Annotated in this window: 23 protein-coding genes; 10 read left to right on the top strand and 13 right to left on the bottom strand. The window is 37.7% G+C overall.

What is annotated here, in order from left to right:
- Positions 1–34: 34 nt before the first annotated feature.
- The 5 genes from EA341_RS11370 to EA341_RS11350 form a co-directional block, all read right to left on the bottom strand.
- On the bottom strand, positions 35–1,585 hold the full coding sequence (locus tag EA341_RS11370) for a hypothetical protein (RefSeq protein WP_293014338.1): 1,551 nt from the start codon (positions 1,583–1,585) through the stop codon (positions 35–37).
- 102 nt (positions 1,586–1,687) lie between these two features.
- Positions 1,688–2,377, bottom strand: a complete 690-nt coding sequence (locus tag EA341_RS11365) for a hypothetical protein (protein WP_293014335.1) — start codon at positions 2,375–2,377, stop codon at positions 1,688–1,690.
- 167 nt (positions 2,378–2,544) lie between these two features.
- Positions 2,545–3,375: an AraC family transcriptional regulator gene (locus EA341_RS11360; protein ID WP_293014333.1), complete on the bottom strand. Its 831-nt coding sequence runs from the start codon at positions 3,373–3,375 to the stop codon at positions 2,545–2,547.
- 160 nt (positions 3,376–3,535) lie between these two features.
- Positions 3,536–4,165 carry a response regulator transcription factor gene (locus tag EA341_RS11355; RefSeq protein WP_293014330.1) on the bottom strand — a complete coding sequence of 210 codons (630 nt, stop codon included), beginning with the start codon at positions 4,163–4,165 and terminating at the stop codon, positions 3,536–3,538.
- A 298-nt stretch (positions 4,166–4,463) separates the two neighbouring features.
- Positions 4,464–6,506, bottom strand: a complete 2,043-nt coding sequence (locus tag EA341_RS11350; RefSeq protein WP_293014327.1) for a tetratricopeptide repeat protein — start codon at positions 6,504–6,506, stop codon at positions 4,464–4,466.
- A gap of 666 nt (positions 6,507–7,172) precedes the next feature.
- Between EA341_RS11350 and EA341_RS11345 the strand changes: the two genes are divergently transcribed.
- Positions 7,173–7,517: a hypothetical protein gene (locus EA341_RS11345; RefSeq protein WP_293014324.1), complete on the top strand. Its 345-nt coding sequence runs from the start codon at positions 7,173–7,175 to the stop codon at positions 7,515–7,517.
- Between the two features lie 93 nt (positions 7,518–7,610).
- On the opposite strand, the gene EA341_RS11340 is transcribed toward EA341_RS11345, so the two are convergent.
- Positions 7,611–9,116: a carboxypeptidase gene (locus EA341_RS11340; protein WP_293014321.1), complete on the bottom strand. Its 1,506-nt coding sequence runs from the start codon at positions 9,114–9,116 to the stop codon at positions 7,611–7,613.
- A 227-nt stretch (positions 9,117–9,343) separates the two neighbouring features.
- Between EA341_RS11340 and EA341_RS11335 the strand changes: the two genes are divergently transcribed.
- The 3 genes from EA341_RS11335 (at position 9,344) to EA341_RS11325 (ending at position 11,265) form a co-directional block, all read left to right on the top strand.
- The gene (locus EA341_RS11335; protein ID WP_293014318.1) at positions 9,344–9,697 is read left to right on the top strand and encodes a single-stranded DNA-binding protein; all 354 of its coding nucleotides are present in this window, start codon (positions 9,344–9,346) and stop codon (positions 9,695–9,697) included.
- 212 nt (positions 9,698–9,909) lie between these two features.
- Positions 9,910–10,884, top strand: coding sequence for a 6-phosphofructokinase (gene pfkA, locus EA341_RS11330; RefSeq protein ID WP_293014315.1), 975 nt, complete (start codon positions 9,910–9,912; stop codon positions 10,882–10,884).
- A 3-nt stretch (positions 10,885–10,887) separates the two neighbouring features.
- Complete coding sequence (locus tag EA341_RS11325; RefSeq protein ID WP_293014312.1) at positions 10,888–11,265, top strand: hypothetical protein; 378 nt, start codon at positions 10,888–10,890, stop codon at positions 11,263–11,265.
- 6 nt (positions 11,266–11,271) lie between these two features.
- Here EA341_RS11325 and miaA read toward each other — a convergent pair whose 3' ends face one another.
- Positions 11,272–12,240, bottom strand: coding sequence for a tRNA (adenosine(37)-N6)-dimethylallyltransferase MiaA (gene miaA / locus EA341_RS11320; protein ID WP_293014310.1), 969 nt, complete (start codon positions 12,238–12,240; stop codon positions 11,272–11,274).
- Between miaA and EA341_RS11315 the strand changes: the two genes are divergently transcribed.
- The 5 genes from EA341_RS11315 to EA341_RS11295 are packed head-to-tail and all read left to right on the top strand — an operon-like array spanning position 12,241 to position 15,988.
- The gene (locus tag EA341_RS11315; protein WP_293014307.1) at positions 12,241–12,993 is read left to right on the top strand and encodes a hybrid sensor histidine kinase/response regulator; all 753 of its coding nucleotides are present in this window, start codon (positions 12,241–12,243) and stop codon (positions 12,991–12,993) included.
- Positions 12,990–13,367 carry a response regulator gene (locus EA341_RS11310; RefSeq protein WP_293014305.1) on the top strand — a complete coding sequence of 126 codons (378 nt, stop codon included), beginning with the start codon at positions 12,990–12,992 and terminating at the stop codon, positions 13,365–13,367. Before EA341_RS11315 ends, EA341_RS11310 begins: the two co-directional genes overlap by 4 nt.
- Positions 13,368–13,380: 13 nt before the next feature.
- Positions 13,381–13,659, top strand: coding sequence for a hypothetical protein (locus tag EA341_RS11305; protein ID WP_293014302.1), 279 nt, complete (start codon positions 13,381–13,383; stop codon positions 13,657–13,659).
- The gene (locus tag EA341_RS11300; RefSeq protein WP_293014300.1) at positions 13,656–14,420 is read left to right on the top strand and encodes an MBL fold metallo-hydrolase; all 765 of its coding nucleotides are present in this window, start codon (positions 13,656–13,658) and stop codon (positions 14,418–14,420) included. The genes EA341_RS11305 and EA341_RS11300 overlap by 4 nt, the downstream gene beginning before the upstream one ends.
- Positions 14,420–15,988 carry an NFACT RNA binding domain-containing protein gene (locus EA341_RS11295; RefSeq protein ID WP_293014298.1) on the top strand — a complete coding sequence of 523 codons (1,569 nt, stop codon included), beginning with the start codon at positions 14,420–14,422 and terminating at the stop codon, positions 15,986–15,988. Before EA341_RS11300 ends, EA341_RS11295 begins: the two co-directional genes overlap by 1 nt.
- Positions 15,989–15,991: 3 nt before the next feature.
- On the opposite strand, the gene EA341_RS11290 is transcribed toward EA341_RS11295, so the two are convergent.
- From EA341_RS11290 to EA341_RS11265, 6 genes are all read right to left on the bottom strand, one after another.
- Positions 15,992–16,357: a hypothetical protein gene (locus EA341_RS11290; protein ID WP_293014296.1), complete on the bottom strand. Its 366-nt coding sequence runs from the start codon at positions 16,355–16,357 to the stop codon at positions 15,992–15,994.
- 5 nt (positions 16,358–16,362) lie between these two features.
- Positions 16,363–17,133 (bottom strand): LytTR family DNA-binding domain-containing protein, encoded by a 771-nt coding sequence (locus tag EA341_RS11285; RefSeq protein ID WP_293014294.1) that lies wholly within the window; start codon positions 17,131–17,133, stop codon positions 16,363–16,365.
- Positions 17,084–18,136, bottom strand: a complete 1,053-nt coding sequence (locus EA341_RS11280) for a sensor histidine kinase (RefSeq protein WP_293014292.1) — start codon at positions 18,134–18,136, stop codon at positions 17,084–17,086. Before EA341_RS11280 ends, EA341_RS11285 begins: the two co-directional genes overlap by 50 nt.
- A gap of 115 nt (positions 18,137–18,251) precedes the next feature.
- On the bottom strand, positions 18,252–19,700 hold the full coding sequence (locus EA341_RS11275; protein ID WP_293014290.1) for a fasciclin domain-containing protein: 1,449 nt from the start codon (positions 19,698–19,700) through the stop codon (positions 18,252–18,254).
- Between the two features lie 333 nt (positions 19,701–20,033).
- A complete protein-coding gene (gene pyk / locus EA341_RS11270; RefSeq protein ID WP_293014289.1) occupies positions 20,034–21,464 on the bottom strand; it encodes a pyruvate kinase in 1,431 nt (476 codons plus the stop codon).
- Between the two features lie 13 nt (positions 21,465–21,477).
- Positions 21,478–21,906: an IPExxxVDY family protein gene (locus EA341_RS11265; RefSeq protein WP_293014288.1), complete on the bottom strand. Its 429-nt coding sequence runs from the start codon at positions 21,904–21,906 to the stop codon at positions 21,478–21,480.
- Between the two features lie 152 nt (positions 21,907–22,058).
- On the opposite strand from EA341_RS11265, the gene EA341_RS11260 reads away from it, so the two are divergent.
- A complete protein-coding gene (locus EA341_RS11260) occupies positions 22,059–22,295 on the top strand; it encodes an acyl carrier protein (RefSeq protein WP_008629501.1) in 237 nt (78 codons plus the stop codon).
- Positions 22,296–22,360: the final 65 nt, after the last annotated feature.

Genomic DNA, 22,360 nt, shown 5'->3' with positions numbered 1-22,360 from the left:
TATCCAAATATCCAGTATCCATCAATATCAATATTCAAAGCGTCAACAAATACGTAATCAAAGCTTTCCTGTCCATATCATTCAACTCCATCCCAAATTCATGCCCCTTTACAGCCTTGGTTTTAACATCATGTGGTTTGAATGCGGTAGGTACATAATCATCCCTTAGTCTGTCAGAATCAAACAAATCTTCCAACTTGGCCAGGGAAGCATCATGAAGAAAGGGTCCCCTGTACCATAATCCCAACAAAGAAGGGACTTTATAATAGCCCGTTCCTCTTCTGGTCTTCATCGTGTAACCAGGATCTGTACCTACAGATATATCGAAGATGTCATATTTGTCATAATGTTCATCGGGGACTTCAAACCCATCGGCAGGGGTCAACTTATTATTGGTAAAAAGAGGCGGGGTATGACAGGTAACACAGCCTTGTTCGGCGAAAATGATCCTTCCTTTTTCGCTCAATTCACTGGACTTGTTCGGATTTTCAGGAGGAGTTAAGAAATAAACATACTTTGCAAGTGCATACAATTGTGCTTCTGAATGTCGATCATGGGTTCCCGGAAAAAAAATGGGCTGACCGCTGTACAGTCGTTCTTTGGTCAGGCCCAGTGAATTATAATCCCCATAAAAATTCAAAAAATCCAAGGCCTGATTCATGGCGATATAACGCATCATGTCTTCGATATTTCTGTGTTGTCCCAAACCCCCATGATCCAGGTATTTTCTATCCTTTACTCCAATAAGGTTAGGTGCCTGAGGAGGATACAAAATACTAGTTCCTTGCCTGCCAAAGGCTCCTTCTGGCACTGCCTTATACGCTTCAATAATAGCATCTTTACCACTAGAAAGAAGTTGTCCATGCGGGTCTCCTTCTACAAATGGACTTCCAAAAAGTGCATTTGTGACTCCTTGGATACCTCTTTCCGATGCACCGTCTGACTCAAGTGCAAATGCAAATGCCTTATCTCCAGGCCAATTTCCTTGGGCACCCTTCAGCAAAGACCCATCCTCCATTACCCGGGTATGGCACATAGCACAGGAGAGATTGCCCAAATATACTTTCCCCTTGCCTGACACTACCCATTGTGCAAAAGGCATTACTCCCTCTGGAGTTAAGGGCATATTGGTTGCTTTATAAAAATCAGGATTCCGCACATGTTGGGTATTGATGATTGCACCAAGGGTGTCAATGGGGTAATCAAATAATAACTCCCCTGCCCTGATCCAATCCTCTTCGGTCAAGAGCTTGCTTTCATCCAATACAACCTCGGCTTCTTGTTCGTGCAGCCATTCCCAATACCCTTCAGGTTCATGTTCCGGATGATACACAGGATAAGTTTTAAAAATGACCCGCTCGGGCAAATTATAATAAAACTCCTCAGAAACAGGCTGTGCGGAAAAATCCGGATTGGAATTGGGTAGTTCCCAATCCTTCATGGCTTCATCAGTCCAAATGCGGGGGATTTCAATGACTTTAAAAATTACATTACCCTGATGCATTAAACCGAAAGCTAGCAATGGAAGTAACATGCAGCCATACAACCACATTGGGATCCTAGAAAGCTGTTTTTTAATTTTCATACTTATTCCTTATTATCAATCTTTTACACAATTTACCATTTTCAAAAACCGAGCACAATACCCTAATCATGGGATAAGACCTGGCAGGTCTCAGTCAAAAACTTACCAAAATTTCAATTCCACGTCTTGTCTCGCCTTGGTTCTGGAAATCACCTTGTACGCAAAGCGCTGATTGGTGCCTAGAATGCTTCCCTCGGACTCGATGACCAAGAGGTAATCTTCTTCAGTCCTAGGTTTATTATATTCTTCATACCTTGAGGCAATCCCTTTTCGGGGATTGAGGGCTTCTAATTCAGGAAGGGTTAGTATACCATCCGAAATGGCATTCAATAGGGGAGCACTATCCACAAACCAAACCGGCATATTAGACCCTGTTCCATAAGCAATGGCCGGAAATGTACCCATAGGTGCATTTGGTTCAATCAAGCCTCTCCCAGAAAGTGTCAAAGGACAAAAAAATCCATTCGGAACATGGTACAGGTCGAGCAAATTGAATTCAGGATCTATACATTGAACCTCCCGCATCATGGGAATCACAATGGTACCATTGGACTCCATAATCAGTTTATCAGGACCCAAAACTGCAATTCTGGCATAAAATGGTGGTCCTGGATCATCTTCTGGAAAAGCCAGCTCAACAAATGCATGATTGGCTTTCATTTCTTCGTATTCCATTCGGGCTTTTTCAAGCTCGGAAACTACAGGTTGTTCATCTTCATTAGCGCAAGCCAGTACCAAAATAACTGAAACTATGGCGGCCTTGCTTAACTTGAAGTAAATTGCTTTTTCCATGACTTTGATATTAGGATTTCAAATAATTACCCTACAAACCTAGTCTCAAAGCAAAAAAATGGATAGTAAGAAAACGACATGTTTATTTAAATTGTACAAAGTACCATGTACGAAGTACCAAGCTACGCACGTCATGGTTCATTGTACTTGGTGCTTGGTACCAAAAACTAAAACCTAATTTCCTTCTGAAATCTCAATGGCTTCCTTTTCAACTCCTCCTCCATCATCGTGGGAGTGATTCCTGCAAAGTCTTTGAAGTCTTTGATAAAGTGCATCTGATCGTAATATCCGGAGAGATAAGCTATTTCTGACCAATTGGGTCTTTCAGATCTTTCAAAAAGTCTGTAGGCATTGGAAAACCTGATCAATCTGGAATAGACCTTCGGGGAAAGCCCCAATCTTTCTTTACATTTTCTTTCAAATTGCCTCAAGCTCAGGCATGCCAAATCCGCCACTCGAGTGATTGGCATATGGCCTTGGTAATTGAGCATGTGAAAAAATGCTTTGTCTACAGGAAGCAACTCTTTGACCTTGATTAATTTTCCAAATAAGTAATGCTCTATGCATTCATGGATGTTGTCCAATGACTTCATTTCGGCACACCTTTCTACTAGTTCATTGATATCCGGTCCCATCAATTCTAATCCGTCAAAGCCATCATCAAAAATCTCTTCCATAGGAATTCCCAGTAACCTAAAAAGACCTCCAGGACGGAAACCTATAACTGCAACTGTATAATCATGGCTAACTGTCAACTCCATTCGGGTTACCTGTGGGCCTACTACCACTGCTTTTGGCCTTAACTTAAATTTATTTTCATTGACTTTTTTTGCTTGGAACTTCTCTTTGATATACAAAAAAATACAATGCTGGGGTGTTGGAGGATATTGACCGACAATTGCCCCCTCACCTGGTTCAAGGATATGATCCACCAAGAAAATACTTTGGACAAAACTTGCCAAAAGCGGATGGGGGTCGAAAAATTTGTATTGGATCATATTTTTATCTTCATTTTAGCATCAAGACATATATTTAATGTAGAAGATATTCATGGATATTTGGATATTGATAGATATTCAATCCAGACCTGCCAGGTTTTGAAAACCTGGCAGGTCTCAACCAATATCTTATTATCTAAAAATATCCACTAATATCATTTCAAACCAAGCCTTCATTAATCGCCTTCGATACCGCCTCAGTCTGACAATGGACCTGAAGCTTTTCATAAATACGCTTGATGTGGGTTCGCACAGTATCTATACTGATTTTACAATCGGCTGCAATCAACTTAAAGCTATTGCCTTTGCTTAATGAAAGCAGCACATCTTTTTCCCGCTCAGTCAATCCATAATCTATTGATTCCTGTGGCTTCTGCATAGATTGGATCACCAACTTGGCCACAGCAGGTGACATCGGAGCACCTCCCTCCATAATTTCATCTATCGCTGAAAACAAACGGGTCGCAATGTATTTTTTCAATAAATACCCTGAAGCTCCTGCTTTGATTGCATTCAGGACATTTTCAGAATCATCAAATACGGTAAGAATCAAAATAAATGTCTCAGGTAGCAACTTTTTAACCAACTTGGTTGCTTCTATTCCTGACCTTCCCGGCATTTCAATATCCATCAGAATTAAATCAGGATGGTATAGCTTTATCTGCTCTTCTACATCATTGGCATGTGCAAAAGCTCCCAATAGCTCCATACCCCCACTCAAAGCAACCATACTGCTGATGCTTTCGCGGAGAAGGTCGTTGTCTTCGTATAATAAAACCTTAATGGGCATATCCTTGGTTTTCAATGGGACTTCAATTATGGCTAAGTTCTTTAATTGAAATATACCTTCGGTGAAATAGAATGGAAATATGCTTTGCGAAATAAAGTGGAAATAAGCTTAGTTAAATATATTTAAACGAAACACACTGTAATACAGCGTATTGAATTCCTTTATTTCTACCCTATTTCAATTTTATTTCCATCATATTTCCACCTTATTTCTACTTTATTTCCACCTTATTTCAATTAACCTAAATATCGCCAAATTCATCAACCTAGAAAATACCCCAATCATGTGATAAGAAAACTCAAGCAATCGGCGCACTGAGTTGGATGGTGGTACCCATGTTGGGGAAGCTTTCAATGACCATATTTCCTCCCATCATGCTGGCTCTTTGCTGCATATTAAAGAGGCCATTGCCTTTTTTGATATGTTCCTGATCGAAGCCCTTTCCGTCATCCTTGATCAGAAGGTTCAATTTTCCGCCCTCCATTTTCAATTTGATATCCAAATGCTTGCTTTCTGCATACTTGGCAGCATTGTTAAGCGCCTCTTTAAAAATCAAGAAAAGATTTCTCCTTTTCTCCAAATCGAGCTTGATATGCGCTGCACCTTCTCCAATTTCGAATTGATAAGTGATGCCTTTAGGTTCTAGAATCTCTGCAACAAACTCCTGCATTTTGCTGAGCAGCTGCTCCAAGGTATCATTATTGGGATGGATAGACCAGACGATATCACTCAATTTATCCATCATATTGGCCGTCTGATTATTGATTTTTGAAAAAAGATTTTTATCGGGCGTACCTTCTTTTTGAAGGGCCATCTGGGAAAGTATATGAATACTCGAGAGCGTACTTCCTAAGTCATCATGCAAATCTCTTGCAATGGAGTTTCTTAGTTTTTCCACCTCCAAAAGCCTCTTGGTACGACCCACTATTCTGTATTTATTGACTAAAATCCCAGCAATCAAAATCAAAAAAGAGAAAATCACGATTGTCAAATTTTGCTTGGCTTTCCGTTTGGCCAATTCAGCCCTGTCCAATTCCTGTTCGGTTTTCAGCAAGCTAATCTCGTTTTCTTTAAGGTCTAGCGCGTACGTAGATTCTAACTCCTTGAGTTGGGCTTGTAAGGCCCCTATACCTATGGAGTCCCGGTATGCATATTCCAAGACTTGTGCCTCCAAAGCCTCCTTGAATTTGCCTTGAGCTTGGTAATACTCTTTCAGATTTTTAAAAGCTGTAATAGCATCTCCCAATTGTTTTTGATTCACAGCACTTTCGGAGGCGGCTACCAAACTTTTGTATGCTTCTTTTTCTTGAGATAGCATATGCTGTGTTTTTCCTAGATCTGCCAATATTTTAGCATCATAGGTACTGATACCAGCTTCTTTCAATACTTGTTGGGCTTTTTGGAAATGAATTAAAGCCTGTTCATACTCCTCCATTTCGCTGTAATTCTTCCCAAGGTTGTATAATTGGATGCCTACCATCTCTTTGAGCCCCAATTCTTCCTGCTTTTCCATCGCCATGGTAAAATATTCTTGAGCTTTCAGATGCTGCTTGGTGTCCATGTAAATACTGGCTAGGTTTCCTATCACCATAGACTCCCCTCTTTTATCCTCCAAAAGTTTTCTGTATTCCAATGATCTCAAAAGGTACTTTTCAGACTCTTCATAAATCTTGATATGGTAGTGGGCTGTTCCAAGACTATTGTAAACATAAGCCAAACCGGTCTTATTTTGGGTTTTATCAAAAATATCTAAGGCCTTATAGGTAGCATCAAAATTGGCTTGTTGATTATCCATCTGCTTGTAAACATTGGAAAGGTTGATATATAGACCGCCTACATTGTCTAAACCAATTGCCTGATGGTCCAATTTGATGGCTTTCTCATAGCTAGCTAAGGCCTGCTCAAACTTCCCAATTCTATTATAGTGGATACCTTTTCCATTATACAGTGTGTAGACTAGTTTTTGGTCATTAGGGTTGGCTTGTATTATTTTTTCGGCTTTAGCAAAATAATAATCTACAGAATCCAGTACCCCAATAGCTGAATAATTCCCCGCTAAACGGATAGCAGCACTGACTTTGAATTTTTCAAAAGAAGCATCATCCTTCATTTTTAAAAGAGCCCAGTAATTTTCAGTAGAGCCCTTCAGGTCAGAACGCTCCAAATTAATCCCTAAGTTGAGCAGGGCCTTGGCATGTAGGGTATCTTGAATATTTTTATTAATAATGTTTTGAAGACTATCCTGTTTTTGTGATTGAGAAAAAACAGGATTGTTGATGCTAAAAAAAAGCAAAAAGAAGTATTCTTTTTTTCCTAAAAAGTGAAGAAGGTTACACCTCATAAATTTATTATTTACATATTAGTAATATACCAAATCTTCAATAACATAATAAAAAAATTGCAGAATTTAATCTCTATAAATTTTGAATAAGCGAAGTAAAAGCAAATTTTAAAATCATACTTATAATGAAGAATTGGCAAATCAGAACGTAAGGTTTATCTGTGTTGAGGATGTTGATCTCATTAAGTGCTCAGGTCAGGTTCATGATATTTTTGATTTTAAGCGCTTTGATCCGAACAGGGACAAACTCATAGCTGAGGTTCCTGATAATAAATTTTAAGCTTTATCCTCACCTTTGTGCCTAAAATCCGCTCATAACCAAACATCAAATGCTTAGACCATATAAATTTATATCTCTGTTATGCTGCCTGAAACAAGCCCCTTCACTACCTACATTAGTATATTGTAAGGAGATTGGATTTGACTTTGCATACCCAAACCAATAATGGGGAAAATACTTGTGTAAAGCACGCCCCAATCTGTTTACTTACAAATTTTTTATTTACATTAAATAATTTATAATTACCTAAAATATATTTTTTATGCATTTAATTATACTTATTATAGCTTGGCATAATTAATGAACTTAAGATATCAGAACAAAAGGGGTAGCTCACTACCCTACTTGAATACCAAATAAATTTTATAACTAAACCAATTATTATTATGAAAACCAAATTAATTATCCCGGGTATCTTTATTTTAGGACTAGCAACAGCGCCATTGGCTGTAAATGCTGCTTCAGTAGAACCTATTGCTTTCGAAACCAGCTTCACACAAGAAAAAGAAAAGGTGAAGATTGAGGAAGCAAGACTTCCACAACCTGTGAAAGACGCAATCAAGAAGGACAAAAAAACAAATGAGGCTGATGTAAAAGAAGCTTGGCAAATGATGGGTGATGATGGCAAAGTCTATTATGCTATCAAATTTGACCATAATGGCACTGAAATGTCAAAAAAATATGATGCCGCTGGAAATGAGAAAAAAGACAAGGATTTGAAAAAAGATTAATTTTTTTTTAATCTATAATTGATAAAGCACCGGGAACTCCCCGGTGCTTTATTTATTTATAACATGAATAAATATAAAAAATTGAAATAAGAATTATTTTGAAGTGTCTTTGATAAAATCAGCCAAGTCTTTTTTAAACTTTTCCAATGATGGCATATGCGTATAAAACATATGGCCTGCTTCATAATAAGTCATGATGATATTATCTCTGATTTCCGGTCTTAGATTCATTTGATCTACAGTGTGCTCTACTCCATAAAACACCGTAGCTAAATCATAGTAGCCATTCATCATGAGTACTTTCAAGTTTGGATCCTTGTTCAAAGCATCAGCCATATCTATTGCCGTATTGATAGAAATCATACTTCCCCAGCCTTCATTTCCCTTATGGGACCAATCCCACTTAAATCCTGGAGAAGCATAAGCTGAAGTTTTATAGGTAAGATCCTTACTTACGCCTAAATCCCTATGGAAATAGTCTAAGAACCCTGTTGTATAGGCGGGTGATATTGCATCACTCTGCGGGTCGGTTATTGAATATTGGTTTTGAGGCATTGGATTGATTCCTTTGAATCTAGAGTCAAGACGTCCAACAGTCATCCCTTCATCGCGCAATAACTCATTGAAGAACTCATTCGCTCTCATTCTAAGATTATTTCTTTGCCATATTTCAGATGAAATTCCCGTAAACTGTTCCATTTTTGAAGCTATAGCACCTTTTTCAGAGTCAGTCAATCTACCCCCTTTAAACAAAGCAGGCATATATTCTTCTTCAGTAAACTTCCTTGCTTTGTCTACAAATTCTTCTAAATCTGGGGTTTTATTGGCCAATTTATCATGATACCATGCGGTGGCAGCATAGGAAGGGAAATGGACCAAATAGGAATTGCTCTCTTGGACAGGAAAAGCCAAAGACCTGATATCAAAAACTGAAGAAACCATTACCACACCATTCAAAGCGTATCCCTTATCCAAAAGATACTTCATCACACCTGCATTTCTCATGGTACCGTAACTTTCTCCTAAAATATATTTAGGAGATTGTAACCTATCATACTCTTTCAAGAATTGCATGATGAAAAGGCTAATGGCCCTGATATCCTGATCAACTCCCCAAAAATCTTTCCCTTCAGCCTCCCCAACAGGCATACTAAGTCCTGTACCTATAGGGTCCATCATCACCACATCAGCAACATCCAAGATGGAAAAATCATTATTAACAAGCTCGTATGGCGCTGCAGGCGTATATCCAGGGTCCTGCACTACAATTCTTTTAGGTCCCATTACTCCCATATGTAACCAATAGGATGAAGAGCCTGGCCCTCCATTGTAGGAAAAAATAATAGGTCTTTTTGAAGGTCCGTCTTCTTTAAAATAAGCGGTGAATCCATGCAGCGCTATTGGCTTATTGTTTTCATCTCTCAAAAGCATCGTCCCCGCACGGGTTTTGAGGCTGTGTGTGGTCCCTCCAATCCTTACTGTTTGAGTAGATGTGAAGACTTGAGCTTCCGGTATTTCTTTAGATGTCTCTTTTTCTTGGGCAAAAGAAATTGATACACCCAAAAAAAGCATTAGTACAAATAAGTTAAATTTTCTCATATAGCTATTGATAATTTGAGTTTGAAGACTCAATCTACATAATATTCAATAAAAGGTACAGAAATGCTTCAGCTTCTACAAAAGTGGCGTTTTGCTACAATTAGCAGGATTAATCGGATATAAACGGATATATCCGATTAAGCTGATGTCAGTTTGAAAAAGTCTTCTGAAATTCAACATAAGCTTTTTAAAAGGCTAAAATCTTTTCACAATTAACACTAAAAAAAATGAGCAGTATGAGAAACAGGGTACAACTGATCGGGAGATTGGGTACCAAACCGGAAATCAAGGAATTTGATGGAGGCAAAATCAAAGCCTCTTTCAGAATGGCCACCAAAGATTTTTACAGAAATCAAAAAGGAGAAAGTGTGGAAGAAACCACATGGCACAATGTTGTAGCTTGGGATAGGTCTGCCGAAACCGTTCAAAAATACACGGATAAGGGCTCTGAAATAGCAGTAGATGGGAAAATTTCAAATCGCTCTTGGGAAGATAAGGACGGAAATAAAAAGTATATGACCGAAATCGTGGCAGATAGCATAATGCTCCTAGGAGAAAGGGTGGCCAAACTGGCAGAATAATTTTAAAGGCCGTCAGATTTTTTTTAAATGAAATCCGTGAAAACCATCCACTGACGGCCTTTTTTATTCTATTTCAGGAGTATAGCCAACCCTAATATTTTCACACTTGCTTTTCAATTATAAACCGCTTCAATTTCTACCCAAAGAAATCAAGCTTTCTTGTCATTTGCTTTCAATAATGAGTATTTTTGGAATTGAAAAGCCTATTAACTATGAAAAAAATAGCTGTTTTAACTTCCGGTGGAGATGCTCCTGGAATGAATGCATGTATCAGGGCAGTAGTAAGAACTGCCATATTTAAGGAACTTGAAATCTATGGCATCAGCTACGGATACGAGGGAATGATCAACGGACGGATCAAAAGAATGCACTCTTACTCAGTCAGTAATATAATCCAAAGAGGCGGAACCATTCTCAAGTCGGCAAGAAGTGAAGAATTCAGGACCAAAGAAGGAAGGAAAAAGGCCTATGAACAATTAAAAGCCTTTGGAATAGAAGGTTTGATTGTTATTGGAGGAGACGGAAGCTTCACCGGTGCCAAAATATTTTTCGAGGAATACGGTATACCTACTGTGGGCTGCCCGGGAACCATTGACAATGATATCTATGGAACAGATTATACCATTGGCTTTGATACAGCAGTAAATACTGCTTTGGAAGCGATTGACAAAATCAGGGATACTGCCGCAGCACACGACAGGATCTTTTTTGTGGAAGTAATGGGAAGGGATTCCGGTTATATCGCTCTGGAATGCGGAATCGGCGGTGGTGCTGAGTTTGTCATGATACCAGAAACCTCAACAGACCTTAGGCAAGTCACTAAATCATTGAAAAATTTAAGAAAGTCTAAATCTTCTTCCATCATAGTGGTTGCAGAAGGAGATGAGGAAGGCGGAGCGGATGAAATAATGGAAAAAGTGAAGGCCAAAATCAATGATCCGGATAAAGAATTCAAGGTGACAACTTTAGGACATATCCAAAGGGGTGGAAATCCTACTGCAAGAGACAGGGTATTGGCTTCGAGGTGTGGAATGGCTGCCGTTGAGGGTCTTATTTCAGGAGAACAAAATTGCATGGCAGGAATTGTAAATGGAGAAGTTGTATATACCTCTTTCGATGACTGTATCAACAAAACCAAACATTTGAAAGACGACCACCTCAAACTGATTGAAATTCTAAGTATCTAGATTATGGGATTTATACCAATTATTACTACGCTGAGTGCTGCTATTATCCTTTTCTTTTTGACTGTAAATTACAGCCTGAACACAAAGAAAAATAAAGTTATCAATCTTCAAAAAGATATATTACAGGCACTTAAAAAACTGGGATTACTGGAAAATCAATTGGAAGATAATCAGTCAAATAAATTACTTGATCTCCAAACCATATTTAAAAATGCAAAAGCAAAAGTAGACAAAGATAAAACAGATGAATTTATAGCCTCCGTTCAGGCACCTTACCGCGCTCTGAAGCTCACCTTGATACAATACAACAATACCATCGCTAAAAACCCTTACACCTTTGTAGCAAAACTAATGGGCCATCAAGAAATCAAGTTAAAATAGCTTCCATTAAGAATTATTGATCCGGGATTTTATAAAACTCTCAATCGTCTGGCAGTCGTCTGGATGAAACCAGGTATATTCAGGATCCTTTCTAAACCAAGTAAGCTGCCGCTTGGCATACCTTCTGGAATTTCTTTTCAAGAGACGAATGGCTTCCTCCTTATCATATTTGTTCTCCATAAAACCAAAAATCTCAGAGTAACCAACCGTCTGTAAGGCATTGAGATGACGGTAAGGAAACAAGTTTGCTGCTTCCTCAAACAAACCATTCGCTATCATTTGATCCATCCTTAGATCTATTCTTTGGTATATTTCGTCCCTTTCTCTCTCCAAACCAACCTTAATGATTTTGAATGGTCGCTTGACCTTTTTCTTTTTCCTGAATACTGTATAGGTTTTCCCAGTCCCTCTACAGATTTCCAAAGCCCGCATCAGTCTTTGAGGATTTTTCTGGTCTACAATTTCAAAATATTCAGGATCATGCATTTTTACTTGCTGCTGCAGATATACCAAGCCTTTACTGCCGTATTCTGATATAATATTTTCACGGATTTCCGGAGAAATATCAGGAATATCATCAAGTCCGTTACATATGGCATCTACATAAAGTCCGGATCCTCCTGTCAGTATGGCAACATCCTTATTTTTAAATATCTCATTTAAAATATTTAAGACATCATTTTCAAAATCTTTGACATCGTAACTTTCATGTATTGATTTGAAATCCACCAAATGATGAACTGCCCTAGTCATTTCCTCTGCATTTGGTTTAGCAGTACCCAAATTGGTTTCCTTATAAAACTGTCTGCTGTCAGCCGAAATAATCGCTGTATCAAGATAGTTTGCAAGTCGAATACACAACTCCGTCTTACCTACCGCAGTAGGGCCAATTACCACAATTAAATAATTATTTTTATCTTCCAAATCTATTTTTGCTTTGTACTCACTATACTTGTCAAAAGTATTACAAAACATATGAAAAATAAAAAGGTATTGATAGTGGATGATAATGCGCTCAATAGAAGGGTATTTGAAAACATCATCGGCCAGATGTACCAATTCGAATCGGCTGAAAACGGAAGCCATGCTATAAAAAAGCTTAAGGAAAATTCATATGACCTGATTTTAATGGATATTCAGATGCCTATAATTGACGGTATCAATACTTTAAAAACAATAGGCTCTGATCAGCTTTCCAATGCTCCTGTAATTGCAGTCTCTGCTTTTGCAAGCAAAGACGACAAAGATTATTTTCTTTCGACTGGTTTTGATGATTTTATTCCAAAACCTGTGAAGCCTAAAGTTTTGCTTGAAACTATACACAGGCTGATACAGCAAAATGAGCAAGGATCAAATGAAAGTTCAATAGATTGGGAAACTTTCGAGATCCTAGACGACAAAGTCGTAAAACAGTTAATGAAATATAATAATATTGATAATATCAACCTTGTCTATGAAGACTTTTTTGAAGAGTCAGAAAGGCTACTATCAGATATTGAGGCATTAATTAGGGTAGAAAATTTCCCTGAAATAGGAGGTAAACTACATATTTTAAAAGGAAATTCGGGCACCTTAGGCGCTATGCAATTGTTTAAATTTTCAGAGTCATTTGAAAAAAACATAAAAAACAGCAACTTTGATACTACCTTTGAAGAATATTTATATTTACGCAAGCTTTACAGTTCTTTTAAAAAACATTTTCAATCTAATCAACTATTTCATCAATGACAAAGTCAAAAAAAGTACTTGTAGCAGAAGACAGTTCCGTAATCATCAACTTAACTAAAAATGTTTTGATGTTTGAAAATTACGAAATCAAAGCTGTGAAAAATGGACTACAAGTATTGGAGTGCATTGAAAAGGAGCACTTTGACCTCATCTTAATGGATATTAACATGCCTGTCATGGATGGGATTGAGTGTACCAAAGCAATCCGCAAACTTGAAAACAAAGAAAAAGCATCCCTACCCATTGTGGCAATCACAGGGAATTACAAAAACTACACCTTAGATGATTTCAAAAAGGCAGGATTGGATGATTATGTTCAAAAACCACTTGATTACGATCTTCTATTGGCAACTGTAAAAAAACATCTCACATAGAATACAGTTTCATATGAGTATCAAGTATTCCAAAAGTTTTCTGGATAAGCTCGAAAATATTTTCGCTGCTTCAGATTACATTTTAAGATACGAAAAAGGAAATTTTAAATCAGGATACTGTGTACTCAAGGACTCAAAAATTGTCATCATTAATAAATATTATACCTTGGATGGTAAAATCAATACTTTGATAGATATCATAAAGGAAATAGGTTTCAAACCCAAAGATTTTGAAGATAAAAAAATACAGGACTTGATCGCAGAATTACAGCAAACAGAACTAAAACTTTGAAAATCACATTTTTAGGTACAGGAACTTCGCAGGGAGTCCCGGTAATCGGTTGCGATTGTCAGGTCTGTAGTTCGATAGATTTTAGGGATAAAAGAACCCGTTCTTCAATATTTATAGAAACGCAGGGCATAAAAATAGCCGTAGATACAGGTCCAGACTTCAGAGCACAAATCCTCCGAGAAAGAATCAACCGGCTTGATGCTATCCTTTATACACACGAGCACAAAGACCATACTGCCGGCATGGATGATATCAGGCCTTTCAATTTCGCCCAGAAAAAAGACATGCCTATTTATGGTACCAAAAAGGTTTTGGCTCAGATTAAAAGGGAATTTTCCTACGTTTTCGCAGAAGTCAAATATCCAGGTGTCCCTTCTGTAGTCCCCCATGAGATCCAAAATGAAGCTTTTGAAGTAGAAGGAGTCTCAATTCTACCAATAAAAGTCATGCATTATAGACTCCCTGTATTTGGATTCAGAATTGATGATTTCACCTATATTACTGATGCAAAGACTATCGATAATCAGGAATTGGATAAAATTAGGGGTAGCAAAATACTTGTGGTTAATGCTCTTCAAAAAACGCATCACATTTCGCATTTCACTCTGGATGAGGCAGTGGCATTAGTACAAGAATTAAAACCGGAGATGGCATATTTTACCCATATAAGCCACAAATTAGGTACCCATCAAGAAGTGGAAAATCAACTCCCAGCCAATATAAGACTTGCATATGATGGCTTGAAAATCGAAATTGCCTAATGCATTTAAACTATCATTTTTTGAAGTTCTTATGCCCTGCATTAAAGGGCTCATTAACTGGTAAACGCATCTATGAATGTTTTTCTCAAAACAAAGACGAACTGGTTATTGGCTGTAGTGATGGTCACAATCAAATTTTTATCAGAGCCAACTTACTTCCTGTAATTTCTGCTTTGTCTTTTCCTGATGACTTCAAAAGAAGCAAACGTAACACCATTTCGCTTTTCCCAAATATCATAAACCAAGAAATATTGGATATTCAGGTATTCAAAAACGAACGTGCCTTTTGGATTGAGCTTCATAAAGGCACCCGCTTGGTCTTCAAACTTCACGGCACAAGGAGTAATGTTCTGGTTTATGAAAATGGACAGGATTTACCAGGATTATTATTTAGAAATGAACTGAAAGAGGATAAAAATATTTTATTCAAAGACTTGGATGTCAACTTGGATTTAAGTCTTCAGAAGTTTACGGAATTGGAGGGAAATGCATCTAAGTTTATCCCTACACTGGGTAAAATACCACGTAGGTGGCTCAAATACAAAGGTTTTCCTGAAGCAGACTTACAAGTTAAATGGAATTTACTGCAGGAACTTCTCGATATTTTGGACACTCCTCTTTACAGTATAGTCAAGGAAGAAAATGAATATAATCTGAGTCTATTACCTGAGAACAAAGCCATTTTTCAATCTATCGATCCGATCGTAGCTTGTAATGAACTTTTTAGGTATAAAGTGGTCATTCAGGCATTTGAAAAAGAGAAAAAACAATGGAGCAAGACTTTTGAAGATCAAAGGAAAAAAGCCATTTCCTATATCAAAAAGACAGGAGCAAAGCTTTCCGAAATTGAAAATGAAATCGCTCCTTCACAGGTTGCGGATATCATCATGGCTAATCTTCATCAAATTGAACCGGGAATAGAAGAGGTTGTGCTCTTTAATTTTTACACTCAAGAAAACCAAACTTTTCGATTAAAGAAAAATGTAAGCCCCCAAAAATTTGCAGAATCCTTATACAGGAAATCCAAAAACAGGAAAAAGGAAATACAGCACCTTAACGAAAACCTTGAGCTTAAAGAAAAACAACTGGAACAAACGGAAAAATGGCTACAAGAACTTGAAGCAATCAGCCATTTTAGGCAACTCAAGGAGTTTGTCAAAGAAAACCATTTGGTCAAACATCAAAAGGATAGGGAGGAACAAGTACCGTTCAAGCGTTTTGAAATTGATGGGTTTGAAGTCTTGGTTGGGAAATCAGCTAAAGCCAATGATGAACTTTTGAGGTATTTTGCTTGGAAAGATGACCTTTGGCTTCATGCCAAGGATGTATCCGGCTCTCATGTATTGGTCAAATATAGATCCGGCATAACATTCCCTAAAACTGTCATAGAACGAGCTGCCGAATTTGCAGCATACTATTCTAAAAACAAAAATGAAAGCTTGGCCCCAGTCATGTATACTCCGGCCAAATTTGTACGAAAAGTAAAAGGGTCCCCAGCTGGAGCTGTGATGGTTGATAAAGAAAGCGTAATTATTGTTCCTCCAAGAGGACCTCAGGAAGAAGATTGATTTTTACTGCTCAAATCTTGGGGGCTTAGGGGGACCTAGACTTATTTTATTAAACCCCTTGACCAGGACAACCGTCCCCGCAATACCTATAGCGCCTCCCGTGTATAGCAAAGCTTCTCCTAATTCAGGCCTTGTACCCAAAAGCTGTCCTCCTATGATGGTGACTGTATACCCTAGGGTCGCCACAAAAATCCCTCTTTTGAGCTGGCGCTGGGAATTGTATAGATTCAAATTGATATCATAAATTTCTTTATCCAACAGAAGGACAGTTTTTTCCAAGCTATCAATCCGTGCCGATTCAGTAGTTTGCGCTTTACCATATAATTGCGTCCCAAAAAGAAAAATAATAAAAAAACAGTATTTCTTCATTTCAATTATTGATTGATCCAGTTTCTAAATTCGTTAACCCTTTCTCTTGCAACTACTATTTTTGTATCGCTAACCGAAGTCATAGAAAGGAGAAGTCTCCCATTAATATAAGGTTTCATTTCTACCAAACCCTCCAAATGTATAATCGTTGAACGGTTGATTCTATGGAACCTCGCAGGATCCAAAAGATTTTCTTCCAATTCCTGTAGGTTGTGGTCTATCATGTATTTTTTTGACCCATCTTTTTCTACTAAATAGACTGCACCACCTTCAGAATAAAAGAATGAAATATCATCCACTGGGATAAATTTGATTCTTTTACCAATTTTACTCAAAAACCGCTTTTTATACGACTTTCTTTGATAATTTTTTAGCAATTTTTCGAACAAATCAGGGTGTATCAGGGAAGGATTTTGAACCTGTCCTAGTTTTTCAAGCTTTTCAAAGGACTGAATCATTCTCGCTTCATCAATAGGCTTAAGAATGTAGTCAATACAGTTATGCTCAAATGAACGGAGTGCATATTCATCATAGGCAGTTATAAAAATAATCGGAAACTTGGGCTGCTTATCTTTAAAAGCTTTGAAACTGAGACCATCTGCCAGATGTATATCGCAAAGCATGAGATCAATTTCAATATCACCTGAAAAAAACTCCTCCAGTTCCCGGACACTTTGAGCTTTGAAAGAAATTTCCCATTCAGGCCGATGCTGTTTGATGATATTTTCAATCCTTTTCAGCGCCAAAGGCTCGTCTTCTATTAGTGCGGTTTTCATAAGTTTTGATTAGAGGCAGCTCAACTTCAAAAAACTCATCAGAGGCTGCAACCTTAATGTTACTCCCTAAAAACCTATATCTATCAGATATGTTTTGAAGTCCAATGCCCGTAGAGTCTTCCACTACTTCTTTCGGCTGAAGTTTATTTTTAATTTTTATGGTATCGCAATCGGATATGATTTCTACTTCAAGAGGTTCTGAAATAGTGAAATAATTGTGTTTAACAACGTTTTCGACCAATAATTGCAATACTGCGGGGGGCAAAAATAAACCCTTACAAGATTCGTCTATCTCCATTTTAAAGGTAAGAGAATCCTCAAATCGAATGATTAATAAATCTAAATAATTTTTTAAAAATTTAATTTCCTCCTTCAAACTTACCAGTTCTTTATCTTTATTACTCAGTATATACCTATATATCACCGATAGTTTTTGAAGATAAGCATCTGCCGCTTTTACATCCTCGTGAATCAAAGCTGAAAGAGCACTTAGGTTATTAAAGAAGAAATGCGGATTGATTTGGGAATTAAGAGATTCCAACCTAGCTTCCATATTCAATGAATGCAATTTTTCTGCTTCAACTGCCTTTTCTTTAAATTTTTTACTAAAGAAAAAGATTGCATTGACACAATTCAAAAATAGGTTTATCCTAAATGAGAATCCTGAGGTCAACAAAAGGTTTGGCAAGGAATAATTGAATGGTTCTCCAAAAAGTAGCCCTGTTATAAAAACCGATACAAGACTGATTAAAGTTACCGCTACCAGACTAAAAGAAAACTGAAGAAGTAAAGGGTGATATTTTTTAATTTTTGGCAATACAAATTGCTCAATTGACCAGTTGGCAAACCAAACTGCGTAACAAATCAAAAAAATGATATAAAATAATTTTACAGGATCGAGTTCAGCCTGAAACAACCTATCCCCTTCCAATAGCTGTATATTCAAAAATGAATAAACCGCAAGCAAACCTGGGAAAACAAATTTGAAGCGGTGGTTAAACATGGTTGTGAGGTCTAAAGATTTAATCTATTAACGAATAAAAAGAAGCGATCAGATTACATAAAATCAAAAAAGTGAAATAAAGGCAAGGGACGAACCCCTGCCTTTAAGAAATATATTATTCTAAGGTTGGAAGTAATACTCCGTCAATTACATGGACAACACCATTTTCTATAGCAACATCAGCAGCTACTACAGAATAAGTATTTCCTGCTGCATCAGTGACAGTGACATCGGCACCATTTCTTGTAACTGTAAGGTTTTCTCCAGCAAGAGTAGGCACATCATTATCACCCTCAGCTAAATCAAAGGAGAAAGCAACTGTAGGTACAACATGGAACTGTAAAACAGTTGTCACTGCTTCTGCACCTAGAGCATCAATCAATTCTTCTAAAGAACCTACTTCTTGGGCTGCAAGTAAATCCAAAAATGCATCATTGGTTGGCGCAAAGACGGTAATGTCTTCGGCAGATAATAATGCTTCATCTAAACCAGCAGCTAATACTGCATCTATTAATATGGTCAAGTCTGCGGCAGTTGCTGCTTCAACAATATTTGGAATTGCTAATTCAGGTAGTAATACTCCATCTATCACATGAACAACTCCGTTTTCTATTGCTACATCAGCAGCAATAACATTAACTGTATTGCCAGTTGCATCAGTTACTGTGACCCCATCATTTCCAGCATTAACAGTGATTTCCTGTCCGCCAAGGGTTGGGAATACATTTGTTGCTTCAAGATCAGATGAGAAAGCAACTGCAGGAACGACATGGAATCCTAAAACGGTTTCTAAATTTTCAATACCGCCAATTCGGGCTACCAGTTGATCTAAGTTTTCAGCATTGAATGCATCCAAAGCAGCTGCAAAAGCATCATCGGATGGAGCAAAAACTGTAATTGCCTCTGCACCCAATAAAGCGTCTGCTAATCCATCAACAGCTGTAACAGCTGCAAGTAAAATATCTAAACCTGCTTCAGTAGCCGCTTCAACTAAATTTGGAGCTGGTCCATCGCCTATTTCAATTTCCGGTAATAATACCCTATCAATCACATGGACTACTCCATTTTCAATAGCCACGTCCGCTTCTACAACATTTGCAATATCTCCATTTGCATCTACAACTGTTACATTTCCTCCGCTTACATTAACATCTATGCTTTGTCCTGCTAAAGTTGTAAAAGTGTTAGAGGCATTTAGATCAGAAGCAAAAGCTACTGCTGGAACCACATGAAATCCCAATACTGTTTCTAAATTTTCAGGTCCACCTAATCTGTCTACCAAATCTGTTAGGCTATTCGCGCCAAAAGCTTCCAATGCATTTGCGAAAGCATCATTGGTAGGAGCGAAAACAGTAATAGCCTCAGCATTTAATAAGGCGGGAGCCAAACCTGGAATGGCTTGTACCGCAGCTACCAAGGTTGTTAATCCCGCTTCATTTGCAGCTTCTACTAGGTTGGGAGCTGTGGGATCATCTTGCATTGGTGGCTGATCATCTTCATCATTACAGGAGGCGATAACAAAAAGAAACGCTCCTAAAAACAGAAATCTAAATAATTTTTCCATAGTTGATTATGTTTAGTTTAATGTATAAACATAGAATATTCAAAAAGGATACGTTTAATTTCTGTATTGTAAGTTTAGAGCACTAAACTGTTGAATATATTGGCTGAATTGTTCAATACTGTTTTAAAGATAAATAGCACGCTCTTCAAGATTTATACCATATCTCTAAAAAATTCCCGGTATTGAAAATAGTATGATCTTTATTAAGGAGATAAATATAAAAAAGCTACCCTGGTGGATAGCTTTTTGTCTAAATGAGTTTTTGGTTAATAGGAAATCTTTTTTCAAAAATTCCTTAGTTTCAATCAGAAACTAATGGAAAGAAGCCGTCAATTACTCTACTTCGTGGATCTTCAGCATGTTGGTTCTCCCCTTTGCTTTCAATGGCATACTGGCGGTATTGATGATCATGTCTCCTTTTTTGACATAACCGTCTTTTTTCAGCTGATTTTGTATATCCATAAAAGTGGCATCTGTAGAAACATTACTTTCATAATAGTAAGATCTTACACCCCACACCAGACTCAATTGGTTAATCAGTTTTTTATTCCTTGTAAATACAAGCAGATTGGCTAAAGGTCTAAAAGAAGCCAACCTCAATGCTGTCATTCCAGAACTTGTTATTCCTACTAAAGCTTTTGCCTTAACATTCCTTGACAGACGTGCGGCCATGAGAGTAAGGTTTTTGGAATAAAAGTTTTTGTCATCCTCAGGGATTTTATAGAGGTGGTGAAATACATCAGAATTTACCTCAATATAATTGATAATGCTACTCATCGCCTTGACCGCATTGACAGGAAAATCTCCTGAAGCAGTTTCCGCCGAAAGCATCACCGCATCTGCACCGTCCAATACTGCGGTTGCAACATCGTTGGTTTCCGCCCTGGTAGGCCTAGGATGATTCGTCATGCTTTCAAGCATTTGCGTGGCAATAATCACTGGCTTACAGGCAAGTTTACATTTTTGCACCATCTTCTTTTGCCAAAGAGGAACTGTCTCCATTGGCACTTCCACTCCCAAATCACCACGTGCTACCATAATCGCATCTGTGGCCTCAATAATTTCATCTATATTTTGTAGTGCTTCAGGTTTTTCGATTTTGGCAACAATCCTACATTCTTTCCCAGCGGCCTGGATTCTTTCTCTTAAATCATTGATGTCATCAGCAGACCTCACAAACGAAAGGGCAATCCAATCCACATCCTGTTCCAATCCAAAGGCCAAATCTTCAATGTCCTTCTCTGTAAGAGATGGTGCAGAAACCTTGGTATTTGGTAAATTTATACCTTTTCTGGATTTGAGAACACCTCCATGAATGACCACACACCTGACATTTTTACCATCAGTATTATTGACTGCCAATTCAATGTTTCCATCATCTATTAATATTCTATCCCCTGCTTTCACATCGTTGGGAAGGTTTTGATAAACAGTGCTCACCAATTCCGCATTTCCAATCACTGGGTCATTGGTAATGGTAATTTTCTGTCCGGCTTTTATTTGAACTCCACCGTTCTCCATTTCACCGACTCGGATTTTTGGCCCTTGAAGGTCCTGTAGAATTCCCAATGTGAGATTCTTTTCTTTATTGAGCTGTCTTATCATTTTGATGACTTCGGCATGAATGCTATGGTCACCGTGTGAAAAATTCAGCCTGAACACATTCGCCCCGGCACTTGCAAGACTTGCCAAAGTATCTGGATTATTGGAAGCTGGGCCTATTGTTGCTAAAATTTTGGTTTTGTTGTAAAGCGCAATACTCATGTTTATTTTGGAATTAATAGGTAAGTAGATTTTCTCTTGATTTAATTTTTGATATGTCCAGTTTGACTACATTCTGGATGAGTTTAACTTGACTTAAGCGCTCAATATAAGCAATAATATCCAATTGGCAGGTGTGATCCTGTAGGAGTAAGAAGTAATCCATGATCTTAAGTTCTGGTACCAAATAGGTTCCATTTGGACTGGGGGACAGGGATTTGTTTTTTAAAAGCTGGACAAAACCATGTTCTTTTTCCTCCATATACCTGGAAATTTCCATTTTAGGACTTTCAATAAAATCCAATATAAAATCATCACTTTTCACCAGTTTCATCCCCATGTATTGATTGAGCAACCAAGCCATTTTATAGTCTTTGTGAGGGGCTACTAGGCCCAAAAGTTCAAAATCATATTGGTGTTCGACAAATAGCTTTATTTTCTTCATTAAAGGAAGAATTTAGAAAAAACAAAGTTAGAAATAATCCTTCAACTTCCTCCCAAGAATGGTACAACTTGAATTTACTTCTCCCATTTTTTTGGCAATAAGGTTTTAAATATATTTCTTTGCGAAGTGTTTTAAATTAAACTGTTCAAAAAATGTCTGAAATAGCACAAAAAGTAAAAGCCATTATCGTTGATAAGTTAGGCGTTGAAGAATCTGAAGTAACTCCAGAAGCTAGCTTCACTAATGACCTGGGGGCTGACTCTCTGGATACTGTAGAGCTCATCATGGAATTCGAGAAAGAATTCAACATTTCTATTCCGGATGATCAAGCAGAGCAAATTGGAACTGTAGGTCAAGCTATCAGTTATCTGGAAGCAAACGTTAAATAATAAATCACTTAAAATTCATTTATGAATTTAAGAAGAGTTGTAGTAACAGGTTTAGGTGCCCTCAC

The organism is Mongoliibacter sp. (assembly GCF_007692705.1).
Lineage (GTDB): Bacteria > Bacteroidota > Bacteroidia > Cytophagales > Cyclobacteriaceae > Mongoliibacter.
Note: the sequence above shows the minus strand (reverse complement) of the source record. Positions and strands in the feature narration are given on the sequence as shown.

What these genes read in the sequence shown, in the direction of transcription:
- EA341_RS11370 (WP_293014338.1), bottom strand. Translation starts at nt 1,585, where the DNA reads ATGAAAATTAAAAAACAGCTTTCTAGGATCCCAATGTGGTTGTATGGC.
- EA341_RS11365 (WP_293014335.1), bottom strand. Translation starts at nt 2,377, where the DNA reads ATGGAAAAAGCAATTTACTTCAAGTTAAGCAAGGCCGCCATAGTTTCA.
- EA341_RS11360 (WP_293014333.1), bottom strand. Translation starts at nt 3,375, where the DNA reads ATGATCCAATACAAATTTTTCGACCCCCATCCGCTTTTGGCAAGTTTT.
- EA341_RS11355 (WP_293014330.1), bottom strand. Translation starts at nt 4,165, where the DNA reads ATGCCCATTAAGGTTTTATTATACGAAGACAACGACCTTCTCCGCGAA.
- EA341_RS11350 (WP_293014327.1), bottom strand. Translation starts at nt 6,506, where the DNA reads ATGAGGTGTAACCTTCTTCACTTTTTAGGAAAAAAAGAATACTTCTTT.
- EA341_RS11345 (WP_293014324.1), top strand. Translation starts at nt 7,173, where the DNA reads ATGAAAACCAAATTAATTATCCCGGGTATCTTTATTTTAGGACTAGCA.
- EA341_RS11340 (WP_293014321.1), bottom strand. Translation starts at nt 9,116, where the DNA reads ATGAGAAAATTTAACTTATTTGTACTAATGCTTTTTTTGGGTGTATCA.
- EA341_RS11335 (WP_293014318.1), top strand. Translation starts at nt 9,344, where the DNA reads ATGAGCAGTATGAGAAACAGGGTACAACTGATCGGGAGATTGGGTACC.
- pfkA (WP_293014315.1), top strand. Translation starts at nt 9,910, where the DNA reads ATGAAAAAAATAGCTGTTTTAACTTCCGGTGGAGATGCTCCTGGAATG.
- EA341_RS11325 (WP_293014312.1), top strand. Translation starts at nt 10,888, where the DNA reads ATGGGATTTATACCAATTATTACTACGCTGAGTGCTGCTATTATCCTT.
- miaA (WP_293014310.1), bottom strand. Translation starts at nt 12,240, where the DNA reads ATGTTTTGTAATACTTTTGACAAGTATAGTGAGTACAAAGCAAAAATA.
- EA341_RS11315 (WP_293014307.1), top strand. Translation starts at nt 12,241, where the DNA reads ATGAAAAATAAAAAGGTATTGATAGTGGATGATAATGCGCTCAATAGA.
- EA341_RS11310 (WP_293014305.1), top strand. Translation starts at nt 12,990, where the DNA reads ATGACAAAGTCAAAAAAAGTACTTGTAGCAGAAGACAGTTCCGTAATC.
- EA341_RS11305 (WP_293014302.1), top strand. Translation starts at nt 13,381, where the DNA reads ATGAGTATCAAGTATTCCAAAAGTTTTCTGGATAAGCTCGAAAATATT.
- EA341_RS11295 (WP_293014298.1), top strand. Translation starts at nt 14,420, where the DNA reads ATGCATTTAAACTATCATTTTTTGAAGTTCTTATGCCCTGCATTAAAG.
- EA341_RS11290 (WP_293014296.1), bottom strand. Translation starts at nt 16,357, where the DNA reads ATGAAGAAATACTGTTTTTTTATTATTTTTCTTTTTGGGACGCAATTA.
- EA341_RS11285 (WP_293014294.1), bottom strand. Translation starts at nt 17,133, where the DNA reads ATGAAAACCGCACTAATAGAAGACGAGCCTTTGGCGCTGAAAAGGATT.
- EA341_RS11280 (WP_293014292.1), bottom strand. Translation starts at nt 18,136, where the DNA reads ATGTTTAACCACCGCTTCAAATTTGTTTTCCCAGGTTTGCTTGCGGTT.
- EA341_RS11275 (WP_293014290.1), bottom strand. Translation starts at nt 19,700, where the DNA reads ATGGAAAAATTATTTAGATTTCTGTTTTTAGGAGCGTTTCTTTTTGTT.
- pyk (WP_293014289.1), bottom strand. Translation starts at nt 21,464, where the DNA reads ATGAGTATTGCGCTTTACAACAAAACCAAAATTTTAGCAACAATAGGC.
- EA341_RS11265 (WP_293014288.1), bottom strand. Translation starts at nt 21,906, where the DNA reads ATGAAGAAAATAAAGCTATTTGTCGAACACCAATATGATTTTGAACTT.
- EA341_RS11260 (WP_008629501.1), top strand. Translation starts at nt 22,059, where the DNA reads ATGTCTGAAATAGCACAAAAAGTAAAAGCCATTATCGTTGATAAGTTA.